Consider the following 17,691-nt stretch of genomic DNA (forward strand, 5'->3'; position numbering starts at 1 on the left):
CGTGCCTTGGCCGCAAGATTAAAACCCGTACAGATGCGCCGGATTATCTACCCATACCTTCTGACGCAGCACATCAGTTTCCAGCCAGTCCCACGCCAGATCAATCAACGCATCCGCAGCCGGGGCGTTCTCGCCCATGCGTACATAGGGCCAATCCGATCCCCATAAGACCTGATCCGGATTCGCAGCGACAAAAGCATCGTGCAGTGCTTTGACGTCGGCATAATCAGGCGCTGCCCCGACCCGGCAGACGCTCAATTTCATCCAGATCGTGCCCTCAGCCAACTGCGCACGTAGCAGTTGAAACACCGTGTCGGCGTATCCACGTGCGGGCGCCAGGCTGCCCATATGGTCGATCACCAGCGGCAGACCCAGCCGTACCAGTGACGGAAGATGCCGCTCATAGACATCGCTAGGTCCCCATAGCTGGGCATGCAGGCCAAACTGCTTCATGCGCGGCGCCAGTGCCGCCACCTGTTCAAAACCTATGCTGCCTGGGAATAACCGGCCAGCAGGGTCTCTCGCCTCGACAAAGCGCAACGCCCGCACGCCCGCGTCGGCCATCTTCTGGAGCTCGGTATCGCTGACACTGGCGTCCGCTACAGCGGCCCCTCGCAGACGCCCCTGCCCACGCGCGAGGGCATCCAGCAATGCTGCGGGATTTGTCCCATAGGGCGCAGGCTGAACCAACACGCCCCGCTGGGCACCCAATGTGTCCAACATCGTCAGATAACGCTCGGCGGGCGCATCCGGTGCTGCGTACGATGACGCATGCTGCAATGGAAACCGGTCATACGGCCCAAACACATGGCAATGCGTGTCGCACGCCTGCGCCGGCAATTCATGGCGCGGCCGGCCAGGCATACGCGGGGTTTCAATGGTTTCGGGAACGTACGAGATCGCCTGCGATTCGAGCATCATGGCTTATCCTGATTCACGATAGGAGGCAACGTGCTCAAGCTCGGTTGGCCAGAGGCGATCGGCACGTCCAATGGCTCCGGCGCCTCGTCGGGCATGGGAATCTCATGCGCATTCAAGGTCATCGATACCAGCGTGTAGTAGCCAATGACGGCCGTTAATTCGACCACACCCGCGACACCCCATTGTGCAACCGCCTTTGCGTGCAGAGCCGACTCCACGCGGCTGGTTTCCTGCAGTTGCCGCGCGTATTCGTAGACGATCTCGTCGGCGGCCGTTTCAAATTCCGGCACGCGCCGTTCGCGGATGGCATCCAGGACACTGGCGTCGATACCGGCGTCCAGCGCGGCCTGCGCATGAATATGCCACTCGATCTGGCTGTTCCAGCGCCGTGCAGTAACGACAATCGCCAACTCGCTCACGCGCGGCGGCAGGCTGGTACCGAATCGCAGCAAAGCGCCAAAGGCCTGCCAGCGTTCCGCCAACTCAGGGTTGTGCAGCGCAGCACGCAACGGGCCCACCAATCGGCCACGCGGCCCGGATACGATACGTTCATAGACGCCACGCTGCGCCTCGTTCATCGTATCGGGCGTGGGAAATGGAATACGGCTCACTGAATTCTCCTGGCTGCACTGGCACTCATACTGCAGCATCGTCTGGTTGACTGCGGACGACCGAAGGGCGCTCACTGAAACGGCGATGCCAAACCGCCAAGGCAGGATGATCATCGCGCCATGGCAGATCGGCAAACCGATAATCCATGTACGACAGGGCGCAACCTATCGATAGCAATCCTAAATCAAAAGGAGTTTTCTCTAGTTCGGGAGCCTCTTTTTCCAGAGCGGCCAACACCGCTCTCACCTTCAAGTCAAAAGCGCTCAGCCATGCGGGCGTCTGCCTTTCCTGAGATTTATTGCGCTCTTGACGATACAGCAACAGTGCATCGAGAAACCCGTCACCCAATGCCTGGCGGCGCTCGGCAGTCAATCGTGCTTTCGGTTCGCTGGGCAATAATCCCGTACCTGCCAGCCCATCCAGATACGCGCAGATCACCCGCGAATCGTAAATGCCTGTGCCATCGTCCAATACCAAAGTCGGCAATTTAATCAGTGGGTTATCCGGCACCAGATCCAAATTGGGTTTGTCCATCGCAACAGGCGTACGTACGCACGTCACCTGATCTTCCATGCCGGCCTCGTACAACACGATCATGACCTTGCGTACAAACGGCGAGCGTGGCGACCAATGCAGTTTCATGCGTTTCTCCTGATATGGCTTTACCTTCTTAGACAGGATGATATGAGACCGTCTTTTAACTGGCTATGCCAGGAATGACAAATCTGCTATGCAGGGTTTGAGAATGGTTGTTGACTCGTCTCCCAGAAAGTCAGACATCCGCACACTCTGCGTATGCCTGACATCAAGGCAGTATTGGCACAATCAACGATTCACCAACGTTTTCGGCAACGTCAGCGTCAACGCCGCACCGATCACCGCTATGCAGGCAATAAAAATTACACCGTTATCCGTACTACCTGTCACGTCTTTCACAACCCCGACGACATAGGGACTGACGAATCCGCCCAATCCACCAAAGCAATTAATCATCGCTACCCCCGCCGCCATCCCAACCCCTGATAGAAAGAGCCCTGGGATCGTAAACAACATAGAGGTCGTGCTGTAGGCACCAATTGCCGCAATGGTCAGAGCAAAAAGCGCCATGCCCATCGAATCGTGGAACCAGACACTACCAATGAGACCAGCGCATACACACATGAACGGTCCCACCAGATGCCAGCGACGTTCACGCATACGATCCGAATTGCGGCCGATCAAATACATAACAATAAAGGCAGCGGTAAAGGGAACAGCGGTGTACAACCCCACATGCATGACGTCGCCGACGTTAAGTTGCTGAACCAGTGTCGGTAGCCAGAACGACACACCATAAGAACAAATGGCCGAGCAAAAGCAGATGCAGGTCATTTTCCAGACGCGACGGTCTCGCAGTGTTGCCGCCAGCGAACCCGTGGACTTATCGTTCTTGGCCAACGCTTTCTCGGCCGACAGGTCGGCCTCGATCAGTTCGCGCTCGCTGGATGACAACCAGGTTGCCACAGCGGGGCTGTCCGCCAAATACTTCAAACAAAGCAGGCCCAACAGTAATGACGGTACGGCCTCGATCAAAAACATCCATTGCCAACCGGATAGAGCGTGCGCGCCGTGCCCCAATTCGATGATAGCGCCCGATAGCGGTGCTCCTATCATGCCTGACAGAGGAACAGCGCCGACAAACAAAGCCACCATCTTGGCGCGCTTATTGGCAGGAAACCAATAAGTCAGGTACAGAATGACGCCCGGATAAAAGCCGGCCTCAGCGGCTCCCAACAAAAAGCGGGCAATATAAAACTGAGTGGGCGTCTCGATAAAGGCAAAGCTGGCCGAGATCACCCCCCACAGAATCATGATGCGCGAGATTGTTTTCTTGGCGCCAATGCGCATCATCAACAGATTGCTGGGGACTTCAAAGATCAAGTAGCCAATGAAGAACAGCCCCGCGCCCAATCCGTAGACTGTGTCGCTGAAACCCAGGTCGTTCAGCATATGCAGTTTGGCAAAACCGATATTGATCCGATCCAGGTAGGCGGCCACATAGCAAAGCATCAAGAACGGCATGATGTGTAAAGCGACCTTGCGGTACACCGCGTTGCGCTCAGTCGCCTGGCCCGCGTGCACAGGTGGATTCAATGTTGCCTGCATGGTTTATCCCTTGAGAATGTTGCATAGGTACCCGGCGAACCGGGCCTCGCGTTTATGACTTGAGTTGAAAAATAGCCTCGACTTCGACCGCCATCCCGGACGGTAACGAAGACGCGCCTGTTGCAATACGAGCATGGCGGCCACGATCGCCCAAAACGGCTGCAATGAGTTCAGAGGCCCCGTCCAGCACCTGGGAATGCGCCGTGAAGTCTTCAGCACAATTGACCACACCAGCCAAGCGCACGGCGGCCACAACGCGATCCAATTGGTCATCGCAGGCGTGCGCCAAATGGCCCAACACGTTCAACGCACATATCTGTGCAGCCTCACGACCGGCCTCGATACTGATGTCACGGCCGACGCGACCGGAGAACTTCAGCACCCCATCCAGACGTGGCGCCTGGCCCGCAATAAACAGCAGATCTCCCGCCCGCATGGCGGGCACATATGCGCCGCGTGGCGGATTTGTGGAGGGCAGCGTCATCCCCAATTCGCGCAAGCGTGCGGAAAGCGTGGCGGTACTCATTTCAACTGCCTCCAGTCGCCCTGGTGGCCCTGCCAATTGATGGAATGTCCGAGCGCACGCATGACGCTGCCTCGCAACGCACGGACCATACCTGCGTATTCCTCCATCGCGATGCCATCGTGCGCGGGCTCCGGCGCCATGAACATGCCGTCCACTCCGCCACTGGCCACACATAATTCAGTACTGCGCGTTTCCAGCTCCGGAGAATGAAATACCACTGGGTTCTCGAGCAATGCCGACAAGGCCGCCACAACACCGGTAGCACCAAAGTTGGACACATTGGATACGACGAGCCAGTCTGCCGCTGTGACGGCAGCAACTCCACCGCGCCCTGGAATACCTGTGTCCGCTGCTTTGGGAGAAAAGCCCGGCAAGTCTTCAGCAATCACTCCCATGCCCAGTTCGTTGCCCCCGTCACCGATGCCAATGAACGGAATTCCTGCGGCTTTGGCTTGATCGAACAGATAGTCCAAATTGGCAACCAGACCGTCCAAGGGTCGACCGCCGAGGCCGTGATACAGGCCCTTGGCGTTACGGCCAGGCCGCTCAATCGCGATGGCCGCACTGGGTTGCGTAATGCGGATCAGATCGTCGCATATGGCGTGCGCCCCAAGATTGTCTTTGGGAACTGTCTTGATATAGACAGGCCGTAGGAAATCGAAAGGTTTAATCACGCCATCGTGTGGAAACGGCATGGGCGCCAAACCCGCTCCACGGCAAGTAGCAACCATCATTTCCTCCCAATCTTCGTCGATGACGATCACTGTCTCGCGGCTCAGCCCGAGAAAAAACGCGCGCGCCATCAAGGCCGCACCAATCGGACCATCGGTTTCAGGCGCGCCGCCTCCCTCCGGAAAACCCGTAGCGATCAAGATTGGACCTCTACTTTGCTGAACAGCCTGCACTAGCCGCTCAGCCGCCCCCATGCAGGCATAACCAGGCTGGCGTTTTTGCAGCGCGTTATAGAGATTGCCGATCAGGCCCACGCCGGTGTAATCGACACGCATGAAATCGTCGATCGTGCGAGCGACGCGATGATAAGTAGTGGAATCAGAATTCAACATGGCGGGTACACTCAAGCGGTCAACGCGTCAACAAACATGGCGGCATCAACATTGCCGCCGCTCAGTACGACAGCAATGGTCTTGCCGGTCACATCCAATTTGCCTGCCAATAACGCAGCTAACGGCACGGCGCCGCCGGGTTCGACTACCAGCTTCAAATGCTGATAGGCGATCTTCATTGCGCGCCTGACATCGTCATCACTGACGACCAGACTACCCGCCAGAAAATGCAGATTGATAGGGAACGTCAGCTTGCCGGGGCGTACGACTTGCAACGCATCGCAAATCGATTGCGCGCCTGGTGCATTGCTCTCGGGCTGGCCAGAAGCGAGCGAACGCGCCAACTCGTCAAAACCCGCTGGCTCACCCGCATAGACCGCAGTCTGCGGCGACAGAGCCTTGACCGCTGTTGCCACGCCGGCCACCAAACCGCCACCACTGCTGGCAGCGATCACCGCGTCCAACGTCACGCCCAAGGCCTGGGCTTGTTCGACCAGTTCCAGACCTACCGTGCCCTGCCCAGCCATGATGTCGGGGTCATCGTACGGCGGCACAATGACTGCGCCGGTTTTGCCGGCGATCTCTGCACCTATAGCCTCCCGATCGTCTTTTAGGCGGTCGTACAAAATAACGTTCGCACCGTTAGCTCGCGCACCTTCGATTTTTGCTTTGGGCGCATCGGCAGGCATGATGATCGACGCGGGAACGCCCAGCGTGCGTGCGACCGCAGATGTCGCCAGCGCATGGTTGCCCGACGAAAACGCCACGACGCCAGCCTGTTTCTGTGAAGGGCTGAGCTGCAGAAGCCGATTGCAGGCGCCACGAAACTTGAACGCGCCGGTATTTTGCAGCGACTCGGCTTTCACCAGAATGCGGGCGCCCAACAAGTCATTGAGCGCGGCGCTTTCCAACAGTGGCGTACGCACGATGTGCGGGCGAATGCGCTCGTGGGCCTGTTGTATGTCGCTAAGCGACACAGCAAAAACGTCTGGGGTGGTTGAGATAGTGGTCAAGACTGTTCCTGGCTGAATGTGAAATTGCTCAGCCATTACAGCCCGCCACACCTATAACAACAAATTTTGTTTTTGGATGGAAATCAATAAGATAAGCTTATTCATAACCACTTTCCCAGGGAAAACCTCACCAAGCCGCTCAGCTAAGTGAGTGGCGATCAGGGTAAGCACTAATGTATGAACCCTAGCGTTCGACCGGCTTGGCGCGTGGGCGGCGACGCGGTCCCGCAGCTGCCTGCCGGGCCACCTCGCAGGCCAACTCGGCCAAAGCGACCTTGGTCGCTTGGTCACTGCCCCGCGCGTAAGCCACGGCAAAGCTCAAATCCCGCAGCTTCAATTGCGTACGCCGCACCTTGAGACGTCCCTGCTCCACCTCTTTCAACACAGCCAGGCGAGGAACCACGCAAACGCCGAACCCATCCTCTGCCATGCGTACGATGGTCGACAGCGACCAATTCGTGAAGATCCGCGGAGAGCCGTGTTCAGGCGTAGTCAGCTCCTGATAAAGATAGGTGTAGGGATAGGTCCGCTTGGGAAAGGTAATCAATGGATGAGCCGTCACATCGCTATTGGACAAAGGTTCCTTGCCCAGCTTTAACGACGGCGCCGACAAAAAATTCAGTTCATAACTGCAAAGCGCCGTTTCAATCAAGTCCCCGTCCTGTTGCGGTCCCAGCAAAAACGCCATGTCCAACTCACCGGACTTGACCGCCTCACGCAATGTCGGCGTGATGTCCACCACAATATCGATAATCAGATTGGGATACCGCTGACGGCACTGTTCCAGAAACTCTACCAACCATGTGTGCACGATCGTTTCAGCAACACCCAACCGCATGACGCCGCTCACCGCTTGATCCTCTGCAACTTTCAGCATCATCTCCGCATGCAATGCCATGAATCGCTCGGCGTAGTCATAGAGCACTCGGCCCTTGGCTGTCAGCTTAATAGCGCGAGCGCTGCGATCCAGCACCTTGATGCCCAGCTCCGTTTCCAACGCGGCAATGCGCTGCGATACCGCTGGCTGAGTAGTATGCAGTTTGACTGCAGCCTTGTTAAAGCTGCTGAGATTGACGACCCAGTAGAAGACCTCGAGGCTTTTGAAATTCATCTGACCCGCCCCCCTGCTGCTCGGAGATATCGCTCATGCCGCCGAGACAATAAAAGATTTTTCCACGGGATTGTACATAGGCGCTGATCGCCTATAGGAGACTCGCTACCGTTCCTTCCGCTCGCAGGAACGTCAGTCCTGAAGCGCCAAACGAGGCAATACCCGTCGCGCTGTTGCCGTCGTCGCCTCGGCAATGTCGGACACACTCTGCCCTCGCAGTTCGGCTAGAACCTGAGCAATACGCGGCAATTGATCGGGGGAATTGCGCCGATGCGGCTCATACAACCAAGCAGGAGGAATATCCGGAGCATCGGTTTCCAAGACCAGATGCTCCAGCCCGACATCCACAGCGTGACGACGGATCTGCAGGGCACGCGGGTAAGTCATTGCGCCCCCTAACCCCAACGCAAAGCCGCGATCCACAAAGGCATGCGCTTGTTGTTCACTGCCGTTAAAGGCGTGGGCGATGCCTCCGCGCACGTCCGTGCGACGGCGCAGGTATTTCAGCAGGATGTCTTGCGACCGGCGCACGTGCAACAACACGGGCAGATCGAACTCCGCGGCCAAGGCCAGCTGCGCATCGTAGAAATATTCCTGGCGCTCGCGCGGCTCGCCTGATGCGATGTCCTGGACGAAAAAATCCAATCCAATCTCGCCTATCGCCACGAAACGGGGGTCATCCAACGCGCGGATCACGGCTTGGCGCAAGGTATCCAGATCGGCATCCTGGGCACGGCTCACGTAAAGCGGATGGATACCCAAGGCATACGCGCCGCCCGGGATCTGTGCGGCCAGATCCTGCACAGTAGCGAAATTTGCGACCTCGACCGCCGGAATCACGATCCTGCGCACATCGGCCGCCCATGCCGCCTCAGCCACCTGCGTTCTGTCAGGATCGAATTCAGAGGCGTCGAGATGACAGTGTGTGTCGATCAACATGGCAGCCTCGTGCCGATGAGTGGGTTACCCCGAAACCAATTGCCCGCGCTCCATCAGCAATTGCCGATCCGCGCGCGCAGCCAATTCGATGTCATGCGTCACAATAGCAAATGCCGTGCCGGACTCGCGATTCACCTGGGTCAGCAGCTCGAACATTTTATGGGCGGTGCCACGATCCAGGTTGCCAGTCGGCTCGTCGGCCAACACGCAGGCGGGCCGTGTGACCAGCGCACGCGCCAGCGCGACACGCTGACGCTCGCCACCGGACAACTGACCTGGGTAATGCTCGGCACGCTCGGCCAAACCCACGAGCGACAGCACTTTGCGAGCCGCCTCGCGCGCCGTGTCACGATTTTCGCGGCGCACGATCAAGGGCATCGCGACGTTGTCCAGTGCAGAAAATTCCGACAGCAGATGGTGAAATTGATACACGAACCCCAGACTGCGATTACGCAAGGCGCTTTTTTGGACCTCGGACAGCCCCGCGGCTGAGACGCCGTCAACCGTGACCTCGCCAGCGCTCGGCACATCCAGCAGTCCCAGGATGTGCAATAACGTGCTCTTGCCAGAACCGGAGGCGCCGACAATCGCCACCATCTCGCCGCGTTCGACGGTCAGGCTGACGTTGTCCAGGACCTGGATACGGGCGGGACCTTCGTCATAGACCTTGCTCAGGTTGTTGGCCTGCAAGGCGGGGGTACCCGCCTGTAGTGTCAAGTCGTTATCAGTCATGGCGCAGCACCTGTGCGGGTTGCAGGCGCGAGGCGCGCCAACTGGGATACAAGGTGGCCAACAACGACAGCACGAACGACGTCACTGCGATCACGACGATATCTTGAGATTGCGGATCGGACGGCAACTCGCTGATGAAATAGATTTCGCGAGGCAGGAAATGAACACCGAGCAGGCCTTCGATAAATGGCACGATGACATCCACGTTGTAGGCGATCAACACGCCGAACACAACGCCCATGATCGTCCCCACCACACCGATCAACATGCCTTGCACGAGGAAAATGCGTGCAATCACGCTCGGTCTGGCGCCCAAGGTGCGCAAGATCGCGATGTCGGATTGTTTGTCCTTGACCACCATGACCAGCGAGGACAACAGATTAAAAGCCGCGACCGCAACGATGATCGCCAGGATCAGGAACATCATGCGTTTTTCGGTCTGCACGGCGGCAAACCAGGTGCGGTTGTTGCGCGACCAGTCGCTTGCCATCACATACGGCGGCAAGGTTTTGGAAAGCTCGAGCGCCACCTGCGGCGCGCGCTGCATGTCCTTCACCCGCAGGCGTACGCCGCCGGTGCCGCTGTCGCGGAACATCTTTGCCGCGTCTTCGTTATCGACGAAAACCAGGCTGGAGTCGTACTCGTAATGGCCGGATGAAAAAATGCCGGCCACAGTGAACTGACGCATGCGCGGCGCAAAGCCTGCCGGGCTGATCGAGCCCTGCGGCGCCATCATCATCAACGTATCGCCGACCTTTACCCCCATCATGTTGGCCAGGTCACTACCCAGGATGGCGCCAAAGCTTCCGGGCTGGAGGTCGGAGAGTTTGCCACTGACCATTTGCTGGGGCAGATCCGACACCTGCCCTTCGCGCTCGGGGTCGATACCACGCACCTGTGCGCCACGCAGCGTCTGACCGCGCACCACCATGGCCTGCGCGGCGACAAAGGGCGCGGCCCCTTTGACCTCGGGATTGCGCTCGGCCACGCTGGCAAATTTTTGCCATTGCTCGATGACACGCTCGGGCGAAGCGCCCGGGATGTACAGCTCGATATGCGGCAGCACCGACAACATGCGGTCGCGCACCTCTTTCTGAAAACCGTTCATCACGGACAGCACGACGATCAGGGCAGCGACGCCCAGCGCAATACCCACCATGGAACTGGCGGAAATGAAAGAGATAAAGCCATCGCGGCGGCCACGGCGTTTGCGGAGTCGGGCCATCCCCGCATAGCGGGCGCCGATCCATAGTTCATAAGGTATTTTCAGCACGCGTGCATTATGGCATTAACTGGGACGTGAGTTTGAACCGCAAACACCAGGGCAGTTCCCAGATGTACCAGGAAACAACATTCGGAAATATGTGGACGGAAATCGGGAAGCGTGTCGATCTCTGATAATTCCGAGACAGTGTCTCGGAAATTCGATAGCTCGCAACGACTACAATCGTCGTCATGCTGATCGTAATTCCGGGCGCTCTGCCCTCTTTACCTGTTGCCGCCGAGTTGGCGCGCTTGCTGCCGCAGCGCGCGCCTGTTCTGCACGGCTGGCTGCAGTCCGCCGCCGCCCAGGTGAACGGTTTTGATGTCCGCGCGCAAGGCTGTACGCCGTATGAGGCTTGGCAGCTTGAGCAAGCTGGCTATCGGCCCGCCGCCGGGACACCTGCAGGAGCAGGGCTGGGGCCATTTTTGGCAGGTGACGTCGTCAACGACGACCGTCCGGTATGGCTGGCCGATTTGGCGCATCTGTCTCTAGGCACGGATCAAGCCGTCTTGCTGGATCCAGGCCTGATGGACATCCGGGCGGACGAGGCCGAGACCCTGTTGGCCACGGCGCTGCCCAGCATTGAGGCTGCGGGCTTCGGCGTCACTGCCCTGACACCGCAGCGCTGGCGGTTGACGCTGCCCGAGGGTCTGGAACCCCGCACAGGCAGCCCGGCCGCCGTCGCCGGTCAACCATTGCGCGACTGGTGGAGCCAGGACGCCGCAATGCGGCCCTGGCGGCGTTTGCTCAATGAAATACAAATGGCCTGGTATGAACATCCGGCCAACGAGGCCCGGGCCGAACGAGGGTTGCCGCCCGTCAACGCACTGTGGCTGTACGGTGGCGCACGGCGCTGGGAAAAAGCTCCGACGAGTTCGGTCACGAGAGATGATTCCGCCCCGTCTGCGGGCCAAACGCATCTCCTCACGGAACTGGATGCCGCCCATCGCGCCGAAGACTGGGCGACTTGGCTCGACGCTCTGGCCGATCTGGACAAGCATCATATCCAGCCGCTCAGCGGCGCCTCCGGCCTGCCTGCGCAGCCGGCACAACTCATATTGCTGGGCGCCGATCGACGCGCCACGCTTACCTTGCAACCGCGCAGCCGCCTGCTCGCCTGGCTGCCTGCGCCTAAAAAGAATTGGAATTCCTGGTGGTCTCGCCCCGTCTAACTGTCCGATCGACCAATCACGATGCCCGACTCTCGCTGGAGGCCGCGGGCATTCATCCGTTGCTAGCCCGACTATGGGCGGCACGCGGGGTGACTCATCCCGAGCAAACCCGCATGGCGTGGCCCGCGTTGATTCCTCCCGGGGGCCTGACCCACGTGGATCACGCCGCCCGCATTCTGGCCGACGCGATCTCGGCAGGGAAACGATTGCTGATCGTCGCCGATTATGACTGCGATGGGGCCACCGCCTGCGCCGTCGGGTTGCGGGCGTTGCGTGCCTTTGGGGCCAATGTCGATTTCCTGGTTCCCAATCGTTTTGAAACCGGCTATGGCCTGTCGCCTGCCGTGGTCGATCTGGCCTGCGCCCACCGCAATGGCAAACCAGACCTGATCATTACCGTGGACAACGGGATCGCAAGCGTGGATGGGGTCGCCGCGGCGAATGCAGCCGGCATTGGCGTGGTCGTCACGGACCACCACCTGCCCGGCGACACCCTGCCCGACGCGTTGGCCCTGGTCAACCCCAATCAGCCGGGCTGCGGCTTCCCCTCTAAAAACCTGGCTGGAGTGGGCGTCATCTTCTACGTGATGCTGGCCGTCCGTGCCGAACTGCGCCGGCGCGGGGTTTACCCGGCCGACGGCGGCCCCCGCCTGGACGCATTGTCCGATCTGGTTGCCTTGGGCACCGTGGCCGACGTGGTCAAACTGGACAACAACAATCGCCTGCTGGTCACCCAAGGCCTGCAGCGCATGCGGGCGGGACGGATGCAGCCTGGGCTGCGTGCCCTCTTTGCCGTCGCCTCGCGCGAGCCGCGCAATGCCAGCGGCTTTGACCTGGGATTCGCAATCGGTCCTCGTATCAACGCGGCTGGGCGATTGGCGGACATGAGTCTGGGTATCGCCTGCCTGACCACCGATGACGAAGCCGAGGCGCTGGACATGGCGCGCCAGCTCGACCAGATCAATCGAGAACGCCGCGGCATCGAAGCGGAAATGCGCGAACAGGCCCTGGCTGCCATGGAAAGCGCAGGAGCCGCCCCTGGCGCGACAGTCTGCGTGTTCGATCCAGGCTGGCACCAGGGGGTGGTAGGCCTGGTCGCCTCGCGCCTGAAAGAGAAATTCTGGCGCCCTACCCTGGCCTTTGCACCGGCCGACGATGACGAAATCCGGGGTTCCGGCCGGTCTATTCCCGACGTGCATCTGCGAGATGTCCTGGATCTGGTGTCCAAGCGCCATCCGGGGCTGATCCGCAAGTTCGGGGGGCACGCCATGGCGGCGGGCCTGACGCTGGGTCGCCAGGATTTTGCCGCCTTTGCTCCCGCCTTTGACGCGGCGGTCCAGGAACTGACCGGGCGCAATCATTTCGAGCCCCTATTGGAAACAGATGGTTCGCTCGAATCCGGCTATGCCAATGCCGAGGTGGCCACCCTGCTGCAACAACAGGTTTGGGGCGCAGGCTTTGCCGCCCCGCTGTTCCTGGACGAATTCATTGTCCGCAACCAGCGTCTGGTGGGCGAAAAACATCTGAAACTCTCCCTGGAGCGCGGCCACCAGCGTTTTGACGCCATCTGGTTCAGCCACGACCAGTCGCTGCCTGAACACGTGCAGGTCGCATACCGTCTCGAGCCCAACGTCTGGAACGGCGTCGTGTCCGCTCAGCTCGTCGTCGAGCACGCGGAGTAATCCACGCTAAAATGTTGGGTTTCGCTTAATTGCTATCAGGATTCACCATGGAAGCCGAACGTCAGAACCAACTCGCCGCCCGCCTCGCTGACTACGCAGAGCGCGAGTTGGCGTTACGGGGGTATCTTTGACTACGATCTGAAGGCCGAACGCCTGCAGGTCGTCAATGCAGAACTCGAAGACCCCGCGGTCTGGAATGACCCCAAACACGCCCAGGATCTGGGGCGCGAGAAAAAGTCCCTCGAAGACGTCGTCGAAACGCTGAGCGCGCTGCACAGCGGCATCGCGGATGCCCAGGAGCTCTTCGAACTGGCGGCCGCCGATGACGACGACGCCACGCTGGAGTCCATTGAGGGCGACGCCGGCAGTTTCCAGGAGAAACTGGAGGGCCTCGAATTCCGCCGCATGTTCTCGAATCCCGCCGATCCGATGAACTGCTTCCTCGACATCCAGGCCGGCGCTGGCGGCACCGAAGCCCAGGACTGGGCCTCGATGCTGCTGCGGCAATATCTGAAATACGCCGAACGCAAGGGTTTCAAAGCCGAGGTGCTCGAAGAATCCGAGGGCGAAGTCGCGGGCATCAAATCCGCCACCATCAAACTCGAAGGCGAGTACGCATTCGGCTTTTTGCGCACCGAAACCGGCGTACACCGCCTGGTGCGCAAGAGTCCCTTTGACTCGTCGGGCGGCCGCCATACCTCGTTTGCCAGCGTGTTCGTCTACCCCGAGGTCGACGACTCGTTCGAAATCGAGGTCAACCCGGCCGACTTGCGCGTGGACACCTACCGTGCCAGCGGCGCGGGCGGCCAGCACATCAACAAGACCGATTCGGCCGTGCGCTTGACCCACATGCCCACGGGTATCGTGGTGCAGTGTCAGAACGACCGTTCACAGCACCGTAACCGTGCTGAAGCCATGCAGATGTTGAAATCCAAGCTCTACGAGCTGGAGATGCGCAACCGCATGGAGGAACAGCAAAAGCTCGAAGACTCCAAGACCGATGTGGGCTGGGGCCACCAGATCCGTTCGTACGTGCTCGACCAGAGCCGCATCAAGGACCTGCGTACCAATGTGGAAATTTCCAACACACAGAAAGTCCTGGACGGCGACCTGGACCCATTCATCCAGGCCAGCCTGAAGCAAGGCGTGTGATACGACGGCTTGCACCGCGTCCTGGTGCAAGCCTCACTCCTAAAGAGGGCAAGCGCATGACCGATACGATTGCAATTCTGACTGGCGCCTCGCGCGGTATTGGCGCAGGCTTGGCTCGCGGCCTGGTCCGCCCCGGCACGCGGCTGATCACTCTGGCACGCCGCGCCGACCCGGAGCTGGCCGCCTTGGCACAGGCGCAGGGCGTTGAGCTCGAACAAATCCAGGTCGATCTTTCCGATCTGCAGGCGGCCGAACAAACCGCCGAACGTGTCTGCGCCTCCCTGCCTCGCGATGCCAAACGCTATCTGCTGATCAACAATGCCGGCACCGTCGAGCCCGTCGCGACCGTTGGGACATTGACTGATGGAGCCGCTATCAATACGGCCTTTACGCTGAACGTGTCCGCCGTGATCCTACTGACGGCCCGGTTCATCGCCGCCGTGCAGGGTCTGCAAGCCGATCGCCGCGTCTTGAATATCTCGTCGGGCGCGGGCCGCAATCCCAACGCAGGCTGGGGCGTTTATTGCGCCACCAAGGCCGCCGTCGACATGTACACCCGCGTGCTCAAACAGGAACAAGGCAGCAACGGCGTACGTACCGTCGCGCTAGCTCCCGGCATCGTTGACACCGGCATGCAAGAAACTATCCGCGCCAGCGATCCCGCCGATTTCCCGGCGCTGGCCAAATTCCAGGAATTCCACGCCACCGGCAAATTGGCCTCCCCCGCCGACGTCGCCGCTCGCATCCTGGCCTATCTAGACCGTGACGATTTCGGCACAACTGAAATCGACGATATCCGCAATTACCAGTAATCACCATGACCGACCATACGCCCGCCGCCCCGTCCGCCCAAGATGAAAACCGCTTGATCGCCGAGCGGCGCGCCAAACTGGCCAAACTCCGCGAAACCGGCGTCGCCTATCCCAACGATTTCGTCCCGGACGCGCGTGCAGCCGACTTGCACCGCCAATACGGCGAACAAGAACAACAAGCCTTGGCTGATGCCAGTGTGCAAGTCAAAGTCGCCGGCCGCATGATGCTCAAACGCGTCATGGGCAAGGCCAGCTTTGCCACCGTCCAGGACAGCAGCGGCCGCATCCAGATCTATCTGGAGCGCGGCACGCTGGGCGAGGACGTCTACGCCGCGTTCAAACAATGGGACATCGGTGACATCATCGCCATCGAAGGGTCGGTCTTCAAAACCAACAAGGGCGAGCTCTCGGTGCACGCGACCACGGCGCGCCTGCTGTCGAAATCGCTGCGCCCCCTGCCCGACAAATTCCACGGCGTTGCAGACCAGGAACTGCGTTACCGTCAACGCTACGTCGATCTGATCATGACCGAAGGCACGCGCCGCACTTTCGAGGCGCGCAGCAAGGCCATCGGCAGTATTCGCCAAGTCATGCTGGACTCGGGCTTTCTCGAGGTCGAAACGCCCATGCTGCACCCCATCCCTGGCGGTGCCGCGGCCAAGCCTTTCGTCACGCACCACAATGCGCTGGACATGGAAATGTACCTGCGCATCGCGCCCGAGCTCTATCTCAAGCGCCTGATCGTGGGCGGTTTCGAGCGGGTCTTCGAGATCAACCGCAATTTCCGTAACGAAGGTGTCAGCCCGCGTCACAACCCCGAATTCACGATGATGGAGTTCTACGCGGCCTATGCGGATTACCGCTGGTTGATGGATTTCACCGAACACGTCATCCGCGAAGCTGCCATCGCCGCCACCGGCAGCGCCGTGCTCACGTACCAGGAACGCGAGCTGGACCTGTCCAAGCCCTTTGACCGCCTGACCATCTGCGAAGCCATCCTCAAATACGCGCCTGATTACACGCAGGCCCAACTGGATGACATCGATTTCGTCCGTGGCGAACTCAAGCGCCTGGGTGCCGATGTCTCGGGCCCCGTGCTTGCACGCGCCGGACTCGGAGCATTGCAACTCGCGTTGTTCGAAGAAACGGCCGAAGCGAAACTGTGGAGCCCGACCTACATCATCGACTACCCAGTCGAGGTCTCGCCACTGGCCCGCGCCTCCGACACGCGCCCCGGCATCACCGAGCGTTTCGAGCTGTTCATGACCGGCCGTGAGATCGCCAATGGTTTCTCGGAATTGAATGACCCCGAAGACCAAGCCGAACGTTTCCGTTCCCAAGTCGAAGCCAAAGACGCTGGCGACGAAGAAGCCATGTACTACGACGCCGATTACATTCGCGCGCTGGAATACGGCATGCCTCCGACGGGTGGCTGCGGCATCGGCATCGATCGCCTGATCATGCTGCTGACCGACAGCCCCACGATCCGTGATGTGCTGTTGTTCCCTCACCTGCGACGCGAAGACTAATCGGACTGGACCGCCATGCTCGTCAAAATACTGATCATCGCGGTCTTCATCGTCCTCATCATGTACGTGGTGCTGCCCAAGCGCCGCGCCCCTGCCGTATCAGCCGCACCCACACGCGGCAGCCGGCTGGCCCTGAACTTGTTCGCCAGCGCGGCCACACTGCTATTCATCCTGGCGCTTTTCTGCCTGCTGCTCTGGCTCGGCGGATTGGCGGGCGTCATCACGGGCGGTGGCGAGGTGCTCAATGGCACTGGCCTGCTGCGCATCGGCGGTGTGCTGTTCGTGCTGTCTATCGCTTGCGCGCTGGCTGCTTGGACAAAGCGGCCGCGCTGATCCGATACGTGGCAAGCTCGCCGTTGTGTGCGAGGAAAGATGCCGGTTTATTGAGCGTTGCAACGCGAGGATATGAGTGCTATCAGGCGTTGGCGCGCTGGCAGGACGGGGATCTAGTGCTATTGGACGTCGAAGCGGGGCAGTGACCGTGTTGGCGCTTCACGGAGTCGGTCGGCCGCCTGCGCGTCCGACTGCCGCATCGCTCGTCTCGTACGGCCCCTTCGGGCCTTCCTACGACTTCCGCTCGCGCGACTCCGAGGCGCGCCAACACGGTCACTGCCCCGCTTCGACTCGCATCGTCTCTGATTCCCTCGTGGCTGGCACGAGCGGTCTACGTAGGCTTCGTAGGATCGGATTTTTGCAAGGATGAATATTTTGCAGGGCGGCTATGCATAGGCGCCTACGGGCGCGCCTATGCATAGCGTTCGTGATCTGCATGCGACGGCTTTGGCGTTGGCGATGAACAGAAGATCTCTCGATCGACGATTTTTCATAGGCCAGCAGAAGATCTTTCGAACAACGTTTTCTCATAAATCAGCAGACGATTGTCCGCCCCACAGTTTCGCGATATCCAAAAATGTGCGACGCTTCTTCGCATGCAACAACTCTAGCCAAGCAGATCTTCCAACCAAGCACCACGCCACCCCGTTGCATGCCCGGACCGATAGCGATTCGCGTGTGTGC

At 59.8% G+C, this 17,691-nt stretch carries 17 protein-coding genes; 6 read left to right on the top strand and 11 right to left on the bottom strand.

The window, feature by feature from the left end; translation table 11 throughout:
* Positions 1 to 18 precede the first annotated feature (18 nt).
* The 11 genes from ACYVI2_RS06435 to ACYVI2_RS06485 all read right to left on the bottom strand — a co-directional run bounded on the left by ACYVI2_RS06435 (position 19) and on the right by ACYVI2_RS06485 (position 10,288).
* Positions 19 to 921: an amidohydrolase family protein gene (locus tag ACYVI2_RS06435; RefSeq protein ID WP_415820308.1), complete on the bottom strand. Its 903-nt coding sequence runs from the start codon at positions 919 to 921 to the stop codon at positions 19 to 21.
* Positions 918 to 1,532: a carboxymuconolactone decarboxylase family protein gene (locus ACYVI2_RS06440; protein WP_415820307.1), complete on the bottom strand. Its 615-nt coding sequence runs from the start codon at positions 1,530 to 1,532 to the stop codon at positions 918 to 920. The genes ACYVI2_RS06435 and ACYVI2_RS06440 overlap by 4 nt, the downstream gene beginning before the upstream one ends.
* A gap of 25 nt (positions 1,533 to 1,557) precedes the next feature.
* The gene (locus tag ACYVI2_RS06445; protein ID WP_415820306.1) at positions 1,558 to 2,175 is read right to left on the bottom strand and encodes a glutathione S-transferase family protein; all 618 of its coding nucleotides are present in this window, start codon (positions 2,173 to 2,175) and stop codon (positions 1,558 to 1,560) included.
* Between the two features lie 183 nt (positions 2,176 to 2,358).
* Positions 2,359 to 3,678: an MFS transporter gene (locus ACYVI2_RS06450; RefSeq protein WP_415820305.1), complete on the bottom strand. Its 1,320-nt coding sequence runs from the start codon at positions 3,676 to 3,678 to the stop codon at positions 2,359 to 2,361.
* A 52-nt stretch (positions 3,679 to 3,730) separates the two neighbouring features.
* On the bottom strand, positions 3,731 to 4,204 hold the full coding sequence (locus ACYVI2_RS06455) for a RidA family protein (protein WP_415820303.1): 474 nt from the start codon (positions 4,202 to 4,204) through the stop codon (positions 3,731 to 3,733).
* Positions 4,201 to 5,268, bottom strand: coding sequence for a DUF4392 domain-containing protein (locus ACYVI2_RS06460; RefSeq protein WP_415820302.1), 1,068 nt, complete (start codon positions 5,266 to 5,268; stop codon positions 4,201 to 4,203). The genes ACYVI2_RS06455 and ACYVI2_RS06460 overlap by 4 nt, the downstream gene beginning before the upstream one ends.
* Before the next feature lie 11 nt (positions 5,269 to 5,279).
* Positions 5,280 to 6,281 carry a threonine ammonia-lyase gene (locus ACYVI2_RS06465; RefSeq protein ID WP_415820301.1) on the bottom strand — a complete coding sequence of 334 codons (1,002 nt, stop codon included), beginning with the start codon at positions 6,279 to 6,281 and terminating at the stop codon, positions 5,280 to 5,282.
* A 184-nt stretch (positions 6,282 to 6,465) separates the two neighbouring features.
* A complete protein-coding gene (locus ACYVI2_RS06470) occupies positions 6,466 to 7,392 on the bottom strand; it encodes a LysR family transcriptional regulator (RefSeq protein WP_415820300.1) in 927 nt (308 codons plus the stop codon).
* Between the two features lie 132 nt (positions 7,393 to 7,524).
* Positions 7,525 to 8,331, bottom strand: a complete 807-nt coding sequence (locus ACYVI2_RS06475) for a TatD family hydrolase (RefSeq protein ID WP_415820299.1) — start codon at positions 8,329 to 8,331, stop codon at positions 7,525 to 7,527.
* Positions 8,332 to 8,355: 24 nt separating this feature from the next.
* The gene (gene lolD / locus ACYVI2_RS06480; protein ID WP_415820298.1) at positions 8,356 to 9,063 is read right to left on the bottom strand and encodes a lipoprotein-releasing ABC transporter ATP-binding protein LolD; all 708 of its coding nucleotides are present in this window, start codon (positions 9,061 to 9,063) and stop codon (positions 8,356 to 8,358) included.
* Positions 9,056 to 10,288 (bottom strand): lipoprotein-releasing ABC transporter permease subunit, encoded by a 1,233-nt coding sequence (locus ACYVI2_RS06485; RefSeq protein WP_415820388.1) that lies wholly within the window; start codon positions 10,286 to 10,288, stop codon positions 9,056 to 9,058. The genes lolD and ACYVI2_RS06485 overlap by 8 nt, the downstream gene beginning before the upstream one ends.
* Before the next feature lie 230 nt (positions 10,289 to 10,518).
* On the opposite strand from ACYVI2_RS06485, the gene ACYVI2_RS06490 reads away from it, so the two are divergent.
* The 6 genes from ACYVI2_RS06490 (at position 10,519) to ACYVI2_RS06515 (ending at position 17,007) form a co-directional block, all read left to right on the top strand.
* Positions 10,519 to 11,499 (top strand): hypothetical protein, encoded by a 981-nt coding sequence (locus tag ACYVI2_RS06490; protein WP_415820297.1) that lies wholly within the window; start codon positions 10,519 to 10,521, stop codon positions 11,497 to 11,499.
* A complete protein-coding gene (gene recJ, locus ACYVI2_RS06495; protein WP_415820296.1) occupies positions 11,481 to 13,181 on the top strand; it encodes a single-stranded-DNA-specific exonuclease RecJ in 1,701 nt (566 codons plus the stop codon). Before ACYVI2_RS06490 ends, recJ begins: the two co-directional genes overlap by 19 nt.
* 47 nt (positions 13,182 to 13,228) lie before the next feature.
* A protein-coding gene (prfB, locus tag ACYVI2_RS06500; RefSeq protein ID WP_415820295.1) for a peptide chain release factor 2 occupies positions 13,229 to 14,333 on the top strand; the annotation gives its coding sequence in 2 pieces (ribosomal slippage) (positions 13,229 to 13,309 and positions 13,311 to 14,333; 1,104 coding nt in all).
* A 56-nt stretch (positions 14,334 to 14,389) separates the two neighbouring features.
* A complete protein-coding gene (locus tag ACYVI2_RS06505) occupies positions 14,390 to 15,145 on the top strand; it encodes an SDR family oxidoreductase (protein ID WP_415820294.1) in 756 nt (251 codons plus the stop codon).
* A 5-nt stretch (positions 15,146 to 15,150) separates the two neighbouring features.
* A complete protein-coding gene (lysS, locus tag ACYVI2_RS06510) occupies positions 15,151 to 16,674 on the top strand; it encodes a lysine--tRNA ligase (RefSeq protein WP_415820293.1) in 1,524 nt (507 codons plus the stop codon).
* Positions 16,675 to 16,689: 15 nt separating this feature from the next.
* Positions 16,690 to 17,007, top strand: coding sequence for a hypothetical protein (locus ACYVI2_RS06515; protein ID WP_415820292.1), 318 nt, complete (start codon positions 16,690 to 16,692; stop codon positions 17,005 to 17,007).
* Positions 17,008 to 17,691 lie beyond the last annotated feature (684 nt).

It is taken from the genome of Bordetella tumbae (genome assembly GCF_054780995.1).